We start from the raw sequence: 15,427 nt of genomic DNA on the forward strand, positions 1-15,427 counted from the left end.
TTGAAGCCCGCTTGAATGAGAATTTTAGATTAACTTTTCACAAAGAATGACCATGTTGTGTCGCCAACATTGTGATGTGTTGGCCTTATGAAAGACCCAGCACTAAGGCTGGGTCCAACTTTTACAGCTTCTATCGCGGTGGCGATGGTCGCCAATTCCGGCACGAAATAGTGCCTTATTTGAAGGCCAGCTGTCCCCCGGACATCGAGTTATGCATCAGGTCTGAAGCGTAACGACGACCTGCCTTTTGAGCATCACGAATCGACTTATAATTACCGACAAAGTCGTACTCAATTCCGTCAATTGTTGCAGCCACGGCATACATTCTGTCGGCGACCTTTTGGACGGTCCAGCGTAAGTAACAGGCCGGAGATTTTGATTGGCCAGACATGTTTTCCTCCGTTTATGTCTGGCAAATTTAAACAGAACAGTTGAATGATTTCCTAATCTTATTATTTTGAAAATAGGTAATTATATTTGCTTTAGCTTTTGTTCGTTCGTTGATCGCATCTTGAAGAGATGGCGGTGGATCGACGCATTGCTGGGTGTCTGAAGTGTGGGGCTTACCCGATGAGTTGTGTGAGTAGTGCCGCGGAGGCCAAGCCCCCAAAGAAAAGGAACGTTGGCAGTAAAGCTGGCCAAATGGCAGTCTGCGACTGATCAGTCATTTCTTTAGCCCATAAGTTGGGTCAATTTAAAAGAAAAAACCATCGCGCTGCGCAAGCATGTGACGGTCCAGCCGCAATCTCCTTGGCTGCCGTTCGTGGAGATGTTCAGTTTGTTCTCCATTAGGAGAGATGACCCATTGACTCGACTGGTGTTAGACGCTCGCATGAGCCAGTGGGGAAGGTCGTTCTGGGTTTCCACCCTTTTCCATCACTGTCGCCAGACCCATGTCACTTATGCCATTAGACGAGGTGTCGATTGAGGCCTACGCCAGCCATCCTTCGGATCCTGTCGACTTAAAGCGCCAGGCGATCACGTTGTTGCTGAGCTTAGGGACCATTGTTCTTTGCGGTTGGGCGAATGGCCGCTTCTAATGAAGAATTGGCTCGTCTCTTTCCTGGAACGTTGCACACCCACTGGCGAGGTGGAGGCTTTATCGGTATCGATGCTGATTACGTTTGTATGTGTATGCAGTGTTGTGCTGAACGTCGAGAAGCGGAAACCGACTACAAACAATCAGCATGATGTGTTTTTGTCCGCTCTAATCCAGTTGGTGTGACTCTGATGATCGTCTGCGGCTATGTGAGGTATCAATCCATTGGGCATAACATCCATGCCATGAATGCATTAGAAGATTTCGTCTGTGGATTGTTAAGGGGCTGATGCTGGCGTTTATGTCATAAGTCAGCGTTGTCGTGTTCTTCGCTCTCCCTGTGTTGATCGATTCGATGACTTTCTCCAGTCACTTCTTCGTTGTTGTGATGAGGCATGGTTAGTTTTTGCCTTTTGACCCGGCCGTGCTGATTGAGAAGGTCGGCGTTGGCGTTGCCCGCCTTGCTTCAGCGGTTCAGCTTTCAAAATCTTCTGTTCAAATCCAACAACATCAACTTTTGGGAGTGGATTGCCTATAAATTTTTCAATCGCCTTGAGTAATAAGGCTTCTTCCGCTGCAACTAAAGAAATGGCATGTCCAGCCTCACCGGCCCGACCTGTTCGTCCAATACGATGAACATAGTCTTCCGCGACATTTGGCAAATCAAGATTGATCACATATGGCAGTTGATGTATATCAATACCCCGTGCGGCAATATCTGTTGCGACCAATATTTTGATGTCACCATTTTTAAATCCTTCGAGTGCCCGGGTTCGTGCTCCTTGGCTTTTATTTCCGTGAATGGCTGATGCCCTCATGTGTTGATGGCACAAAATTTTGACGACTTTATCGGCACCATGTTTTGTTCGTGCAAACACAAGAACCTGCTTCCATTTGTTGGTTTTGATGAGATGGCAGAGCAAGTCAACTTTGCGAGCCATGTCGCAAGGATGAACAAGATGTTCAATTGTGGGAGCGGCTTGATTTTGTACTGAGGCTTTGATTTCAACAGGATCGTTGAGTAATCCGAGGGCAAGCTTTTTGATTGGGGTGCTAAATGTTGCCGAAAACATCATATTTTGGCGGTTTTTTGGCAGGTACTCAATTACTTTCTTGATGTCCCTAATGAATCCCATATCAAGCATCCGGTCTGCTTCATCGAGAACTAAAACTTTGAGATTGTCAAATCGGATCATTTTCTGATTGATCAGATCGAGTAAACGGCCTGGTGTCGCTACAAGAATGTCGACCCCACCTTGTAGGCGTTTGACTTGCGGGCGAATGCTAACCCCACCAAAAACGGCATCAGATCGTAAGGCTAGATATTTTGTGTACGCCTTCGCGCTGGCCTCAACTTGTGCAGCTAACTCCCTTGTTGGTGTGAGAACAAGAGAATGAACTTGGTATCGTTTTGGCTTATCTTCTGCTCGAAGTAACTCGATAATAGGTAAAATGAAAGCCGCAGTTTTTCCTGTTCCAGTTTGGGCTGATGCCATAATGTCCTTTCCCTGGAGTACCTCCGGAATCGTTAGGGCCTGGATTGGTGTTGGTGATAGATATCCTGATTCTTTTATCGATCTGACTGTTTCAGCACAAAGCTCTAGCTGCTCAAAAGTCAATGTGTTGTTGTTGTCGTTCTTTAGATTTGAAATAATTGGTGAATGATCCTTTGCTGATACTACACCCATCGACACTGGTCTTTCTTCAATGAGCATTTTGTTGCTCAGGTGTTTGAAATGAATCGAGTTGTGTTTTTTTTATGGGGTGTTGACCATTATTTGCAAAGTTTTCAGTTGTGAACTCTGTTGCAGGTGGGGGTGGCGGAGCGTGGGTTCAGCAGGTTGACTGGTTTGTTATCGACACGGTTATGACTCGCGTTCTCAAAGATCAGTGGATTTCGATCACCATCGCTTCCATGTCCCTGATTGGGTTGTTTTGGCTCGAACTGGGTATCTGGTGATTTCCAGTCGGTTAAGGGTGTCAGACGCTGTTATCAATGCTTTACGAAATCCGATGTTGATCTTGGTATCAGCGTTATTTTGGTGTTCCCTGTGTTCGTAAAATGAGCAAGCTCAAAGAACGTTTGATTGCCTTCTTGAAAAAAGTCAATGCATACGTGGATGCGTCGGCTGCTCAGCTTTACAAGGAACGGGGATATTGAGGTGATTAGACAACAGTTTATGGTTGTTAATAACTTTTTTAAACCCAGGCATAGTGGTCATTTATTGATCAGACTTGTGAATAGGTGATTTGATATTTACCTTCGAATTAAACTCGTTTTCTTGAGTCACAAGAAAATAATATCTTCCGAAGTTGTTATCTTTTGTCCAGAAACCCATCGTTGCATGACATCACTTGCCATTTAATTACTAATTCCCATGTATTAAGTCGATTAATCCAAGTTGACTGGCATTTATTGGTATTCCGTTGCATCGCTTCAATTTTAAGTTTTGGGTCGCCAGACTTCTCCGATGTGGAAGCAATCAGAAGACCCGAGCAAAGCTGCCGATCCTCAAGACGGTGAAGGTTGGCTCGTGAACGAACAGCAGGGGTTGGTCTGTGAGTTCAGCGCTGATGCTCCTTCGGCCCAAGCCCCTTGGGTCACGATTCGAACCTTCCGATGGAGAAAACCTGACTACCCAATCCCGCAGGCGCGTCGGCGCATGCTCAGGGATAGCGCTGTTATGGAGTGGAAAACGATGCAAGCCGCTGGCTGGAGGCGATGTTTGCCTCCAGTGCGTTAGGCCGTGTTCTTGCAGAAAAGCCGAAGATGTGTATGATGTTCGATACGCCGAAGAATCCTCAAGAAAAGGGTCCATTGCGCGAGAACCGATAAACACGACCACATGAACAAAACAGACCTCACCGCCAGAAGGGAGATCAAACAGTCTGGAAGCCAATCCAACGCTGGTCAACTCACCGGATATGAATCTCCTCAGCGCCGTCGTTTTTTACGCGAATTAGCGGAAGAAGAACGTTGCAGCGAATAATTCGTTTTCACGCTGATTAATAGTTTTCAGCTGTCTAACAAAAAATTTTTTCCTTGTTCGTTTTCGATGTTCTTTCTTTTGTTGGATTGATAGTGGCTTTTTAAGGGCACCGAGTTTTCACGAGTCTTTTTCTGTACGCCTTCGCAAATCGTTTTGATGCAGTATCAAGTTCGTGTTGACGATGGCGAAAGTTCTGTCGTTGTCGAATCATTTGATGATTTGGGTCAGGCTGTTGACTGCTATGTGCTTCAGATTTTGGCTCTGACGCAAGCCTTTGTAGACATTCAACTAGTCCAGTTGATTGGAGAAGATGATGAATGCGTTCCGATCACCTCCCATTCTTTTATTTGATTACACCCATAGACATTCAATCCGTTTGGCTCACCTCAGTGGGTTTCTAGTTGTTCCTAATGCTGTAGGGACTGGCTTTTTACCCTCAAGTTCGACAAGATTGGGCAGTGATCTCGTTGTTTATCTTCGGCATGCCTCTCCCCAAGTGGTCCACCATGACTGATGAGAGTCAGGCAATGGTCAAAAAAACTGGTGTTGGCTTTGGTGTTGGGATCCTTGTGGTTTGGATTGCCCTCGGCTTCGTCAAGGCTGTTTTGCCCCTTGTTCTTCTTAGTGGTGCAGGATATGTGGCTTGGAAAGTGCTGAAAAAGCAATGACCCGCTACAAAATGATTTTGTGATGCTGACTTCTCCTTGCGCATCTCTCCCGTTGTCCTTGTAATTCTCAGCAATGAGCCTTATTTCCGTGGACCAGGCTGAAATCAACAACTGGGCAAGGATTGCTGTTGATCTGGAGGTCGCCGGCGAAATTGACAGCGTTTTATATGAACGGGCACGAGCCATAGCCCTTGGGCAGGTTGGTCCAAGGCCCAACTATCCGCTGGTGTTATCAGATGAACTACCGCTGGCTGCTTAAAAGGTTTGCCAGGTGCTTGTAAGCCATTGAGGGGCAATGGACCACCAGATCGCACATGACACAAAGATGGCTGCGAGCCCAATAAGTGAGGTGATCAACTGATCGTTGGTTTCCGTCGACAGCTTTTTAGCTTTTCCCATGAAGCGTTCACAATCCCTCTTCTCGTTGTAGTGCTCTCACTTCAATAGAACTACCCGTTGATGTACTTAGCCATTCGTCGCGCAAGAACGAGAAATCTTCCTTCAGGGTTCCAGCGATCGACGCGTCTTTCCGCGACCCAATAGTTTTCCTGCTTTCTGCTTTTGGTGGATCTGGCTCCAAGGCCCACGGATGCTCCCGAAATCGCGTAACGTTTCTTCATAAGAAGAATCTGTCATGGGCGACTACTCCTCTGCCATCCTCGCTTTGATCGCTGTTACGGCTGTCCTGACAACGGGTGTCGTTTACGTGTTAGCTCAACCAACCGATGTCCCTGTGGCCAAGCGGGAGGGGTGATCCGATGTTGTCATTCCTTTTCCCAATAGTTTTTGCCGCTGTATTTGTCTTCCTTCTTGTTCAGGCATTTCGCATGATGACTCTCGGTTTCAACATGAACGGAGCTGCTTCAGTGTCTCGGCGTCAGGACCGTACAGGCCTACTCACGACTCATCCAGAGCTTCTTGATCAAAACGGCGACATCACGTCCGAAGATTTGCTCGTTGTCAAATTTCCAGAGATTGGTGAGTCTGAAGCTGCACCTGCTTGATCAGATATTCCTTTTTGATCGGTTGTTTGCACCATGAGTACAATAGATTTATTTTCAGTTAATATAACTGATTTTATTAGATTGTTGTTTTAACTCATATTTATTTGCTTCAATGCTCATCTTTCATTCATCATTTTCTAATTTTGGCGTTTTTAACGGAGAACTTGCAGCCTGCCATAATTGATCGTGTTATTGAAATGGCATGGGAAGATCGCACCTCGTTTGAGGCGATTCATTATCAATTTGGTTTGTCTGAAAAAGAAGTCATTGAGCTAATGCGAAAAGAAATGCAGTCATCTTCATTTCGTATGTGGAGAAAAAGAGTTTCTGGTCGTAAAACAAAGCATGCTGCGACTAACCCTTCCTATCGGTTTAGGGCTCATTGCCATAAGTAAATATTGAACGTCTTAGTTTCGTTGCGATTATCTATTGATTGAAATAATTTCAATTATAGATTCGGTTACATGTTCACTGTCTGCAGAGAATAAAGCTAGATTAGTCCCATTGCCAGGTATTCTTTGGCCAGTGAATTGTTTTCAAAAACTCTTCGCTATCTGGCTGAATGAGTTCAATCGTCCGCTTTTTTAGTTCAGCTGTCCATTGGGGAGGCTCAACATTGCGTCGTCCCTTTGATCCTGCTGGATTGGTAAGAGGTAATGATCCCTTGAAAAGGAGTGAAGAGGCGTTGGCGGGTTGGCCCAGAAATGTCAAAACGTCATTCAGGCTTTTGATGGGATGTGCGGTGAGTTCTTCTGTCGATAGACAATGAACTGATTCGGCGGGAAACCACTGGCGGTAACGCATGAGTTGCTTGTAGTAAAGCGATCCCTCCACTACGCGTTGCTTCAATACCTTTGACTTCAGGAGTTGGTGAAAGGGTGGACAATTGTTGATTCTCCCCCGCCAATGACGCCAATGGGATTCAATGCGCTTCAGGGGGTGACGTACGAGATATATCAGCGGAATGATTCCGAGATGGTGGCGAATGAGTTGTGGTGTGTGCTGATAGGAGCGGTAAGAGGAGGTGTACATCGTGCTTGCTTCCCCACGTAGAAGATAGTGTTCTCCACCGGGGAACTGCTGCCCGTACCATTCCCAACCACGTCTGTAATTTCGGCCGAAAAACTTCGGTTCCATCGATGCACTAATTTGAATTTCTGGGTGCTTGCCAAGCACGGTCGCCAACGTGGTGGTGGCAGACTTTGCTGATCCAATAATGATGAAGTTAGGCCATTGTTGTTGATAGGCCTTTGCAATGTGGTCGTGCCGACCATCAATGCTGCTTTTGATGGCTCGATAACAACGTAAATCGCTAATCCAGCCTTCTGTCTCAGCTATCGAAAACATAAGTCCGAAGCCAACTTGATAGTTTTAGGGAGCGTGATTGCAACGGTGTTATGTGCGGTAGTGGTGAATTATTAATCAGGTTGTCAATGCTCGTATCGTTATAAAATAGATTAACGTCGTCGCCATAAAGTCGAAGTACTTTGTCAATGAGTGCGTCATTATGGAAATACTTCTGTAAACCGCTTTTCTCGCTCCGGCGTACATTTTTCTGAGGTAGCGATTCCATGACATCGATACCTTGTCTTAGCAGGATGTCTCGGAGAATGCTCCAATGTTCATCGATTTGTTCGACTCGGCCGATGAATTTTGGAATCACCTGTCGTCCGAGGCATAGTAAATGGCTTTGTGGTAAGACATGAACGTCATATCGGTGTATGGGCGTATCAATCAAGACGTCGAGAAATGATTCAAATGACATATCATGATGAATCCCCATGTGCTGCATAGGCAGGGGTGGTTCTTCTATTTCGATGACTTTGTTGTTGTATGCGGCGATCAGGCGATCAAAGGGATTGCGAACAAAGCTGAAGCTAAAGTGACTGCGTCGATATTTACGAGCCTTACGTAAAGTGATTAGTTCGGTTTCATTATTTGTTTCATGTTGCCAGAATTTGTCTGATGTGGTTTTCGTTCCTTTAGGTGGTCGTTCGCTCAGCAGCCGACATAAGGCAGCTTTAATCGAGGAGTTTGCGGCTTTTGGTACGCGTCCATAGAGCAGCTTGCACTGCTTCATTCGAATGAAGTGATGAGGTTGTGCCATGGGTTAAATGCTCTTGATAAAGTTTTTTTCTAAAAATCTACGAAACAACTTCCATTCTTGTTTCGTGAATAGAGGCCTTGCTTGTCTTGCAATTTCAATCCCTCGTTCGCTGATCCCAGGATTGATATCTTTGTGGAGATTCTTTGAATTTGTTTCGCTGATTAGAGTAGATCGAATCTGTTCTGCTTGTTCTGGTAAAACAAGATTAATAAAATTGTTTAGATAAATAGTTGGATCGGATCGATCGCTATTGTGGTCGTAACTAAAGGGAAGGATATTAATCTTTTTATTTTTTTTCAGGCTGCTTAATTCATCAATTAGTTTACTTGGATCGGCATATGAAAAATTGGAGGTTTGCATAAATTCTTCATTGCTTAGGTTTGTGATCTCGTGCCCTTCTTTGATTAACTGAATATGGCATGAACGAATGAAGTCCACCCTTTGCCTGCTGGCAAAGCAGATAGTCCAATCGATTTCTTCTGTTCCTAGTGTGCATTCCAGCCATCGCATTAGTCTTTTAATTCTTCTTTTACTGTACCGATAAAGACCTAATTTATTTTCACGATTGGAGTTTTTTTTGCGATTTTTTTGAATCAAGCCCGCTCGAAGTGTTCCGAAAATAGCTTCGAAAGATATGAAGATTGTATGAATCCTTTCTGGTGCTGGTCCTGCTTCTTGAATTAAAGCTTTTAAGGTTGAGTCTGTCAGTTTCTGAGACGGTTCCTTCTTTGATTTTTCCCATTGGAGATGTTTCCAAAGATAGCGGAATTGTTTTTTAAATGTTGTTGGTCCTAGGTATAAAATTCCATGACTAAGCAAAGTTTCGCGCTTGTTCTTGAAATTACGTTGTAGATAGGTACTTCCGGTTTTGTGTAAACCGCAATGCAGAATGATTTGCTTGGGTTTGAGTTGGCTCACGCGACAGAAACACTATTTTTGCTGGCTGAGGAGTAATGTTCAAGGCGCTCAAGTGCTAGCCAGGCTCCTTCGCCACGGTTCTTGTGACCCTGCCAGATTTCAGGAATAAAAGATGCCTTCGGGCAGTAAATGTTGATTAGGTTGAAAAGCTCGATCCAATCAATTTCACCCTCTTTGATTTGGAGCCCTTCGCCATCAACTCCTTGCGCATCTGCTAGATGTAAATGTGCGGTGAACGGTAGAATTTTTTTCAAGAATACACTGAATGATGCGTCCAAGTGAGTGCAAGCTAATTTTGAATGGGATACGTCAAGACACACACGCATTCCGGTGTCGTTGTGAAAGGCGCGAATAAAGTCGGCATCAACAAAAAGATTGTGATATCGCTGTCCACCAAAATGCCATGGGAATGGTGGCATTGTTTGAGGGATGATTTCAACCTCATTGTTTGTCGATATCTTGTTGAGGCTTTGGATTAATCGGTCACGTAGGGGGCGCTTTTCCTGATCGTCGAGATGATGGTGCTCAGAGAAGCCGCCCACATTGGTGACAAGAAGCACGGGCTCATCGCATTTAAAGCGTTTGCGAAGATCTTTTGAAATATCAATGACTCGTTGAAGTTCCTGAATCGAATGGTTGCGGTAGTTATCGTCGGCAGTCGATAAATCGAGCGTATGATCACCGGCGAATAATTCAGGGGCGTGGATAACAAGCCCCATAGGTTGTTTCTCGGGTATCACTATATCGAGATCAACCTCGAGATCTTTGTAGCTGAGGTGAATTTCAACAAGATCCAGATTGCTTACTTCTGAAAATGTACTGATGTCGTGGTAACGAACAGGTAACCCAAAGGGTTGTACGAAATTAAATGCACGCGGCGTAGCTGCTTGTTCTTCAAGATCTGAGGGAAAGAAAATGTCGCCTTTCTTTTTGCTGATCGGAAGCTTTTGGCCAACTAATTCGTGAAGTCGGTTCGGTTGCAGCCCTTGCCCAGGGCTCTGGATTCGCACCATCGCCTCTGTGATTGTGGTTCCGGCATCGATGTCGCAGGATGCCACAAGACTCTTGGCGAGTACTTCGCGATTCATCATTTCGCCCTGGCTAATACTCCGCTCGCCGCCTTGTCCCATGGATTCTTCAACACGGCGTATGCCAAGAATCATTTGGCTGAATTCATCCGGAAGAAGGCTCACCTTGTGATCGTTTCCTTCCATCCCCCTATCAAGTGTGATGTGTTTTTCAATCACCACAGCTCCTAGTGCTGCTGCCGCCAGAGGGATTTCGATACCCCGTTCATGGCCTGAATATCCAACAGGCGCATCTGCTAACTCACGTAGTCGTTCTAAATAGCGAAGATTGACGTCTTTGAAAGGGGTTGGGTATGTGGAGTTGCAGTGCAGCAAAACATAGTTGGCTCCTGCTTTCTGGAGGTGGCGTATGCCAGAACGAATTTCTAGTTCTGATGCCATTCCGGTAGAGCAAATAAGAGGCTTTCCAGTGGCTGCAAGTTGAGTGATTAGGGCGTGATTTGTGAAATCAGCAGATGCAACTTTGAAGCCTTCCATCCCCCACTGATTCAGCTTCTGCAGGCTTGTTTGATCCCAGGGGGTACATAGCGGTACCAGCCCTTTGCTGGCTGAGTAATCAAAGCAATGGAACAACTCGTCATCGCTGAGTTGAAATCGTTCAAGAAGATCGAGGGTGTACTGCGTCCCGAGGTCGGACGCCATATCGCTGCTCTTTCCTGAATTGCTGTACAGCTGGCCCATATCGCGCATTTGGAATTTTGCGCAATCCGCTCCAGCGGCATGGGCTGCATCAATAAGTTGCAGTGCGGTGTTGATATCGCCGTTGTGATTGTTGCCAATTTCTGCAATCACAAAACATGGATGTTCTGCCCCTATGGGGTGCTTTCCAAGTTGTAGTGCGCCAGTCCCAAGCCGTGCCACAGCCACGATGCGTCCGTGACTGTCGAGTAAGGGCAGCGCAATAATTCTGGAATTCAGCAGTGCGCCTAGCTCAGCCGTTGAGCTGCCTTCCGAAGCTGATCGGCAGCTTGGATTCATTGCTGCGGTGACAGGACGGTTGAGGTCGATCTCTCCGCACGTTGCAATCCAGCGTCGAAAATCTCCGTCGGTGAGAACACCTTGGAGGATGCCGCTCTCGGACACCACGAAGATCAGCCTGGACTGGTTGGCTGTGATCTTGCTGAGCGCCGAAAGAATGCTGTCTTCTGCAAAGACAACGAACTGGGTGAAATTGCGTTCAATCAGGATGCCTTTCACCGTGCTCGCTTTAACCCTCGATTTCAGTCCAGCGCTGACATTACCCCAGATCTCGATACGACAGGATCAGCCCAATCCTTCGCAGCAAGGGGTTTCGGCACGACACGGCTGCGACGCGACGCGCTACCCCTCGGTGTTGTGGGCGCATTTGTGCGGCCTGAGTGAGCAAGTCAGCGGCTCCTCGCCAATCGCCAGTGCAAATCGCCGCTTCTGCTCCAACCCTGAGTTGATTGAAACTGGACTGGGTATTGGTTGGATAGCCACAGTGGGTGATGCCTGTTGTGCTGGCTGGCTTGAGGTTTTCTAGGGCTTCGAATAAATCCCCAGCGCCATACCGCTCGCCGTACCCCATCCAGTCCAGCCATTCAGGATTCGGCTCTGGAAGCTCTTGTTCAAGTTCATCAAGATTCGGAACATCTCGCAGGGAACGCCAGACACCGCTGCCGGCAAACACGTGGCTGCCATGGCTGGCGTGGAGTCCGAGATCGTTCATTGCGATCGGACGACAGCCGAAGTCCAGAGCGTCAAAAAATGCCGTCGATGAAATCGTCGCCATGAGAGGCGCTTTGCGCAGTAAGTCGGGTAGAGGGCGGTAGTCGAGCTTCAAGTTGACCGGCGGAACTCCCAGGGTTTGGCTCAGGGTGGTGCCGATGTGGGTGTCTACGTCGTGAAACGTCGCATCACCAGGCGTAATCCGGGGTTTGATCAGCACCTCCCAGTTAGGTGATCGGGTTGCCAGCTCCGCCAAAATCTTCACCATTTCTGCTCGATCCCTGGAGGAGGAGGGCATCACGACTTGCTCCGCAAAGACCAGCCGTTTCGGCCGTTGCCCTGCGGGGCTGAGCGCTTTGATCGTTCCATTGCGCTGGAGTCCTGTCAGCACCGTCTGCTGGTGCGCGAAGGGGGTCTTGGCTACCAGCTGATTCAGGGCATCGCGGTCGCGCGGACCACTCAGGCAAATCAGGTCGTAACCCAAGCGCCAGCTGATGCCTTCAACAAAGTGCTCCAATACAACGCCATTAAATCCACAAAACAACTTGGGTCGTTGTTGGTGCCGTTCGAGGGCGATGCGGATGTCGTTCAGCTTGCTTCCTGTGAGGAACACACCAACGGCGTCGAACTGCAAGAGCTTTGGGTTGTTGAGCAGTCGAGCCAGGTTTTGGCGCCAGAGCGCGCCCAGGTGCCCCATGCGTTGAAGGATGTGTTGGGGCGTTCCATCCCTGGGAATGACGTTGATGGTGAACTCCACAGGCCGCGCCGTTTGGCATCGACAGAGCGCTTCACAGGCCAGAAGTTGGCTGTCGCTATCGGCGATCAGCAGGATCTTCAGCGGACGGTTCATGGGGCTGTGCTCCCCGAGCTAATGCTGTCGAGGGAGATCAATAGGCGGAGTGGACCGTCCTGAATGCCCCCCCCAATGGCCTCAAGCCAGTCTTGGTTCACCAAGGGAAGCTCCTGCAGTTTGTGCAGTCCCCCCAAGTCGCGGAGACGATGCATCGCCCCACAGCCGAAGAAATTGGTCGTGTGCTGCTCGGCTTGAATGCCGTAATCCCCCACCACAATTGGTATTCGGCCCCACATCATCGCCGCCAGGCTCCAGGGTGAACTGACCGATAGGCATGCTGTGCACCGACTCAGAAGTCCCAGCATTTGTTCCGGTGCCGCGTCCACCACATTTGTTGGATTGTTGATCTGGTTTTCTGCGAATGACCGGGCCGAGCTCCAGGGGTGATCTGGCTGCAGAACGACCGTCCAATCGGTTTGTTCACGGGCCCAACGTTGCAACAGACGAATCAATTGCTCTTTGGCGCCTAAATGCGTTGGTATCTCGCGTTGTAGAAGCGCCACAAGCATCGGTTTTGGGCTTGGCGGCGTTGGGGGGATCGCCGGAAACCAGAATCCCGTCGCGATGAGTCGTGGTTTCTTCAGCTCAGCGGGCCAGAGGCTTGTCATGGCCTCCAGCTGCCTCAACTGATCGTCGCCGCTAACGATCATCAGATCACAACTGAGGCGCCGCAGAAATGCATCGATCAGTTCGTCCCCAGCGAGAGGCATCAGAGGGCCGCTGAAGATCGGGGCAGTCCATAGGCCTCGGCTTCGGCGAAGGGCTCTGTAGCCCGCCGCAATCGCTTCGATGTCAGCGGGATTGCGTAGAAATAACCCAATGGCACTGGCGTTTTCCAACACCGTGTTGCCAAGCAGTTCCTTTGGATTAATCGTTAGATCACAAGAACGATGGGGCAATGGCTGGTGGTCTGCCATTGAGGGGCCCACCACGAGGCAACTCCGACCCGCCTGGCGCCAAGCGTTCGCGAAGTGATGGCAGATGTACTGCTCGAGTGCACCATCGCCAACCAGAACGATGCTCACTTACTTGCGCAGCAGCTTGGACAACCAGCCAAAACCCACAACACTGTCTCGGACCGTTCGAATGATTCGACGGGTGTGGTGGCGTTTTCGTTGACTGGAGCGGGCCCCTCCACTGCTCAACATCCTGCGGCCGCCATTGCTTAGAGCCGTGCGTTGCCAAGCTTCACTTCCCCAGCTGGTGGGGCCTAGATCACTGTTCGAAAGCGGAGTCGGCGCAATTTGCAGCCGGCTGGCGAGAGCTTCAATAAAGCGACTATCTCCCTCTGGGTTCCAGCCCTGGGCCTGAAGCCAGCGGTTGTTGTGCAGTACCTCAAAGGGGTTGTCGCGAATGGCTGCAAAGTTGGCGATTGCACCGGAATCGGCAAAGAAGTGGTTCCCCAATGTTTCGGTCACTCCCAGATCACCGACGATGCGGGTGCTGATGCCCATGGCCATGGACTCCAGGGCAGCCGTCGATGACACCGTGATGGCGCAGCCGCACTTGCGTAACAGTTGCGTGGCTGGCTTGAAGCTCAGCTTCAGGTTGGTCTGTTGATGCGACATGGTGTCGATCACGCTGGCCATCTCGCCGTGGCGACGATGCAGGGTGCTCTCGATGCTGGAGGTGCGCGGCTTGAAGATCACGGGATGGTTAGGCCAGGCTGCCGATAAATCCCTGAGTTGTTCACAGACAAACCGTCGCTGGAGGGGATGAACAGGGATCGAGGGCTGTTCAAAAAAGACGATCGATGGATTTTCAGGGAATTCCGCTCGGGGATGGGTGCGCCAAAGGATCGGTAGGCCGGTGACCACGGCGTTGCTGCTATCGAGTCCCAGAGCGGCGCAGCCCTTCTGATAGGTCGAGAGATCTTGTTGGCTATTGAGGCACAACAAATCAGCACCGGAGCGATCGAGCATGCCCTCCAGGGCGAAGCGAAAGAGAATGCCCGGATAGGCACTGATCAGGCGTGGCCTGGTTGTGCTGTGGCCCCAGGCGCCATGGAGTTGTAGTAGGGCATCGCGACTGCGTTGACCGTCGAGTCCAAGGATGAGGGCATCCACGTCTCCAGCCATCGGACTGCAAAGGTTGTGCAGGTCGCTCCAATTGTGTTTTTCGATGGGTGTCCGCGGGTCGATCCGGCGGATTTCCAACCGTTGGCGGCGTGAGAGGGCTCGATTGTTGAGCTCCAGGAGATGCAGCGTGGTTTCGGCTCCTTCCCTGCGGCAGGCAGCGAGGAGCGTCATCGCCAACTTTCCGAATGAATCGAAACAGGTCACCGCCGCGACTTTGCGACCTTCAAGGCGCTTAGGAGCGACAGGCGCCATCAAGAAGAAGTAAGAATCCCCCTGAAATTAGCCGGACAACCCTGAAGCAAGACTTCGACAAAGGGCGAGATCATTAGGAGTGTCGATTTCGGGACCGGGATCGGCCAGTACGACGGGTTGCCATGGAGGGCAGAACCGTTGTCCCAACGCGCGAAAGTTAGCGGTGCGCATCGCATAGATCGCACCAGTTTCTAGATAACTGGGATTGAGATCTTGGCGGCGTTGCCGTGGTGCATTCGGGTCATGGTTGATGCCTTTCCCATCAGCTCGCCAAAGGAAGCCATGCCAGGGAGCAACGGCAAAGCTGCTGTTGATCTCCGGTTGGTCGAGGGCTGCGAGAACCTTGTCGATCTCGGCGCCAGTGGTGAACGGTGATGTGCACTGCAGAAACACCAGATTGGCCTGGAGTCCATTGGGGGATTGACTTGGACATGCCAGGGCATCGAGGGCATGCAGCAGAGCCGATTCAGAACTGGCGCTATCCCCCGCAATGCTCTGCGGGCGTTGAACGACGTCGGCCCCAGCGTCACGGGACAGCTCTGCGATGGCTTCGTCATCCGTACTGACCACTACACGGGTGACGCGATCGCTTGCCTGAGCCGCATGGATGGAGCGCACCACCAGAGGCAGGCCTCCCACCTCTTGCAGGTTTTTGCCTGGGATTCCCTTGGATCCTCCGCGGGCGGGGATCAAGGCCAGCGCTGCTGCATGGGCCGCCATCGAAGAGAATTCGGTATGCCC

18 protein-coding genes are annotated in these 15,427 nt (G+C 49.5%); 9 read left to right on the forward strand and 9 right to left on the reverse strand.

What is annotated here, in order from left to right:
* The first annotated feature begins 893 nt into the window (after positions 1-893).
* Both SYNCC9902_RS12335 and SYNCC9902_RS12340 read left to right on the forward strand, forming a co-directional pair.
* The gene (locus tag SYNCC9902_RS12335) at positions 894-1,040 is read left to right on the forward strand and encodes a hypothetical protein (RefSeq protein WP_156771038.1); all 147 of its coding nucleotides are present in this window, start codon (positions 894-896) and stop codon (positions 1,038-1,040) included.
* Entirely contained in the window at positions 1,027-1,191 is a 165-nt protein-coding gene (locus SYNCC9902_RS12340; RefSeq protein ID WP_156771039.1) for a hypothetical protein, read from the forward strand. Before SYNCC9902_RS12335 ends, SYNCC9902_RS12340 begins: the two co-directional genes overlap by 14 nt.
* 159 nt (positions 1,192-1,350) lie before the next feature.
* Here the strand turns inward: SYNCC9902_RS12340 and SYNCC9902_RS02245 are convergent, their stop codons facing one another.
* Positions 1,351-2,754: a DEAD/DEAH box helicase gene (locus SYNCC9902_RS02245; protein WP_071818395.1), complete on the reverse strand. Its 1,404-nt coding sequence runs from the start codon at positions 2,752-2,754 to the stop codon at positions 1,351-1,353.
* Positions 2,755-3,510: 756 nt separating this feature from the next.
* Between SYNCC9902_RS02245 and SYNCC9902_RS02250 the strand changes: the two genes are divergently transcribed.
* The 7 genes from SYNCC9902_RS02250 to SYNCC9902_RS11955 all read left to right on the forward strand — a co-directional run bounded on the left by SYNCC9902_RS02250 (position 3,511) and on the right by SYNCC9902_RS11955 (position 6,096).
* Positions 3,511-3,783 carry a DUF1651 domain-containing protein gene (locus SYNCC9902_RS02250; protein ID WP_011359268.1) on the forward strand — a complete coding sequence of 91 codons (273 nt, stop codon included), beginning with the start codon at positions 3,511-3,513 and terminating at the stop codon, positions 3,781-3,783.
* A gap of 102 nt (positions 3,784-3,885) precedes the next feature.
* On the forward strand, positions 3,886-4,029 hold the full coding sequence (locus SYNCC9902_RS12345) for a hypothetical protein (RefSeq protein WP_156771040.1): 144 nt from the start codon (positions 3,886-3,888) through the stop codon (positions 4,027-4,029).
* A gap of 156 nt (positions 4,030-4,185) precedes the next feature.
* A complete protein-coding gene (locus tag SYNCC9902_RS02255; protein ID WP_041424794.1) occupies positions 4,186-4,380 on the forward strand; it encodes a hypothetical protein in 195 nt (64 codons plus the stop codon).
* 155 nt (positions 4,381-4,535) lie between these two features.
* Positions 4,536-4,697 carry a hypothetical protein gene (locus tag SYNCC9902_RS02260; RefSeq protein WP_232179248.1) on the forward strand — a complete coding sequence of 54 codons (162 nt, stop codon included), beginning with the start codon at positions 4,536-4,538 and terminating at the stop codon, positions 4,695-4,697.
* Between the two features lie 73 nt (positions 4,698-4,770).
* A complete protein-coding gene (locus SYNCC9902_RS02265; RefSeq protein WP_041424798.1) occupies positions 4,771-4,956 on the forward strand; it encodes a hypothetical protein in 186 nt (61 codons plus the stop codon).
* A 499-nt stretch (positions 4,957-5,455) separates the two neighbouring features.
* The gene (locus tag SYNCC9902_RS02270; protein WP_041424800.1) at positions 5,456-5,701 is read left to right on the forward strand and encodes a DUF2973 domain-containing protein; all 246 of its coding nucleotides are present in this window, start codon (positions 5,456-5,458) and stop codon (positions 5,699-5,701) included.
* A 143-nt stretch (positions 5,702-5,844) separates the two neighbouring features.
* On the forward strand, positions 5,845-6,096 hold the full coding sequence (locus SYNCC9902_RS11955; protein WP_255346181.1) for a TIGR03643 family protein: 252 nt from the start codon (positions 5,845-5,847) through the stop codon (positions 6,094-6,096).
* Between the two features lie 100 nt (positions 6,097-6,196).
* Here the strand turns inward: SYNCC9902_RS11955 and SYNCC9902_RS02275 are convergent, their stop codons facing one another.
* The 8 genes from SYNCC9902_RS02275 to SYNCC9902_RS02310 are packed head-to-tail and all read right to left on the reverse strand — an operon-like array spanning position 6,197 to position 15,406.
* Positions 6,197-7,048 (reverse strand): sulfotransferase domain-containing protein, encoded by an 852-nt coding sequence (locus tag SYNCC9902_RS02275; RefSeq protein ID WP_011359274.1) that lies wholly within the window; start codon positions 7,046-7,048, stop codon positions 6,197-6,199.
* Positions 7,032-7,808 carry a sulfotransferase family protein gene (locus SYNCC9902_RS02280; RefSeq protein WP_011359275.1) on the reverse strand — a complete coding sequence of 259 codons (777 nt, stop codon included), beginning with the start codon at positions 7,806-7,808 and terminating at the stop codon, positions 7,032-7,034. The genes SYNCC9902_RS02275 and SYNCC9902_RS02280 overlap by 17 nt, the downstream gene beginning before the upstream one ends.
* Before the next feature lie 3 nt (positions 7,809-7,811).
* Positions 7,812-8,726, reverse strand: coding sequence for a hypothetical protein (locus tag SYNCC9902_RS02285; RefSeq protein ID WP_011359276.1), 915 nt, complete (start codon positions 8,724-8,726; stop codon positions 7,812-7,814).
* Positions 8,723-11,011, reverse strand: coding sequence for an N-acetylneuraminate synthase family protein (locus SYNCC9902_RS02290; RefSeq protein WP_011359277.1), 2,289 nt, complete (start codon positions 11,009-11,011; stop codon positions 8,723-8,725). The genes SYNCC9902_RS02285 and SYNCC9902_RS02290 overlap by 4 nt, the downstream gene beginning before the upstream one ends.
* Before the next feature lie 40 nt (positions 11,012-11,051).
* Entirely contained in the window at positions 11,052-12,353 is a 1,302-nt protein-coding gene (locus SYNCC9902_RS02295) for a DUF6716 putative glycosyltransferase (protein WP_011359278.1), read from the reverse strand.
* On the reverse strand, positions 12,350-13,381 hold the full coding sequence (locus SYNCC9902_RS02300; RefSeq protein WP_041424803.1) for a DUF6716 putative glycosyltransferase: 1,032 nt from the start codon (positions 13,379-13,381) through the stop codon (positions 12,350-12,352). The genes SYNCC9902_RS02295 and SYNCC9902_RS02300 overlap by 4 nt, the downstream gene beginning before the upstream one ends.
* A complete protein-coding gene (locus tag SYNCC9902_RS02305; protein ID WP_011359280.1) occupies positions 13,382-14,686 on the reverse strand; it encodes a DUF6716 putative glycosyltransferase in 1,305 nt (434 codons plus the stop codon).
* A gap of 27 nt (positions 14,687-14,713) precedes the next feature.
* Positions 14,714-15,406, reverse strand: a complete 693-nt coding sequence (locus SYNCC9902_RS02310) for a cytidylyltransferase domain-containing protein (protein WP_011359281.1) — start codon at positions 15,404-15,406, stop codon at positions 14,714-14,716.
* Positions 15,407-15,427 lie beyond the last annotated feature (21 nt).

Source organism: Synechococcus sp. CC9902, from assembly GCF_000012505.1.
In the GTDB taxonomy this organism is placed as follows: domain Bacteria; phylum Cyanobacteriota; class Cyanobacteriia; order PCC-6307; family Cyanobiaceae; genus Parasynechococcus.

What these genes read in the sequence shown, in the direction of transcription:
- SYNCC9902_RS02275 (WP_011359274.1), bottom strand. Translation starts at nt 7,048, where the DNA reads ATGTTTTCGATAGCTGAGACAGAAGGCTGGATTAGCGATTTACGTTGT.
- SYNCC9902_RS02295 (WP_011359278.1), bottom strand. Translation starts at nt 12,353, where the DNA reads ATGAACCGTCCGCTGAAGATCCTGCTGATCGCCGATAGCGACAGCCAA.
- SYNCC9902_RS02255 (WP_041424794.1), top strand. Translation starts at nt 4,186, where the DNA reads ATGCAGTATCAAGTTCGTGTTGACGATGGCGAAAGTTCTGTCGTTGTC.
- SYNCC9902_RS02245 (WP_071818395.1), bottom strand. Translation starts at nt 2,754, where the DNA reads ATGCTCATTGAAGAAAGACCAGTGTCGATGGGTGTAGTATCAGCAAAG.
- SYNCC9902_RS12340 (WP_156771039.1), top strand. Translation starts at nt 1,027, where the DNA reads ATGGCCGCTTCTAATGAAGAATTGGCTCGTCTCTTTCCTGGAACGTTG.
- SYNCC9902_RS02280 (WP_011359275.1), bottom strand. Translation starts at nt 7,808, where the DNA reads ATGGCACAACCTCATCACTTCATTCGAATGAAGCAGTGCAAGCTGCTC.
- SYNCC9902_RS12345 (WP_156771040.1), top strand. Translation starts at nt 3,886, where the DNA reads ATGAACAAAACAGACCTCACCGCCAGAAGGGAGATCAAACAGTCTGGA.
- SYNCC9902_RS02305 (WP_011359280.1), bottom strand. Translation starts at nt 14,686, where the DNA reads ATGGCGCCTGTCGCTCCTAAGCGCCTTGAAGGTCGCAAAGTCGCGGCG.
- SYNCC9902_RS02270 (WP_041424800.1), top strand. Translation starts at nt 5,456, where the DNA reads ATGTTGTCATTCCTTTTCCCAATAGTTTTTGCCGCTGTATTTGTCTTC.
- SYNCC9902_RS02250 (WP_011359268.1), top strand. Translation starts at nt 3,511, where the DNA reads ATGTGGAAGCAATCAGAAGACCCGAGCAAAGCTGCCGATCCTCAAGAC.
- SYNCC9902_RS02265 (WP_041424798.1), top strand. Translation starts at nt 4,771, where the DNA reads ATGAGCCTTATTTCCGTGGACCAGGCTGAAATCAACAACTGGGCAAGG.
- SYNCC9902_RS02260 (WP_232179248.1), top strand. Translation starts at nt 4,536, where the DNA reads ATGACTGATGAGAGTCAGGCAATGGTCAAAAAAACTGGTGTTGGCTTT.
- SYNCC9902_RS12335 (WP_156771038.1), top strand. Translation starts at nt 894, where the DNA reads ATGTCACTTATGCCATTAGACGAGGTGTCGATTGAGGCCTACGCCAGC.
- SYNCC9902_RS02310 (WP_011359281.1), bottom strand. Translation starts at nt 15,406, where the DNA reads ATGGCGGCCCATGCAGCAGCGCTGGCCTTGATCCCCGCCCGCGGAGGA.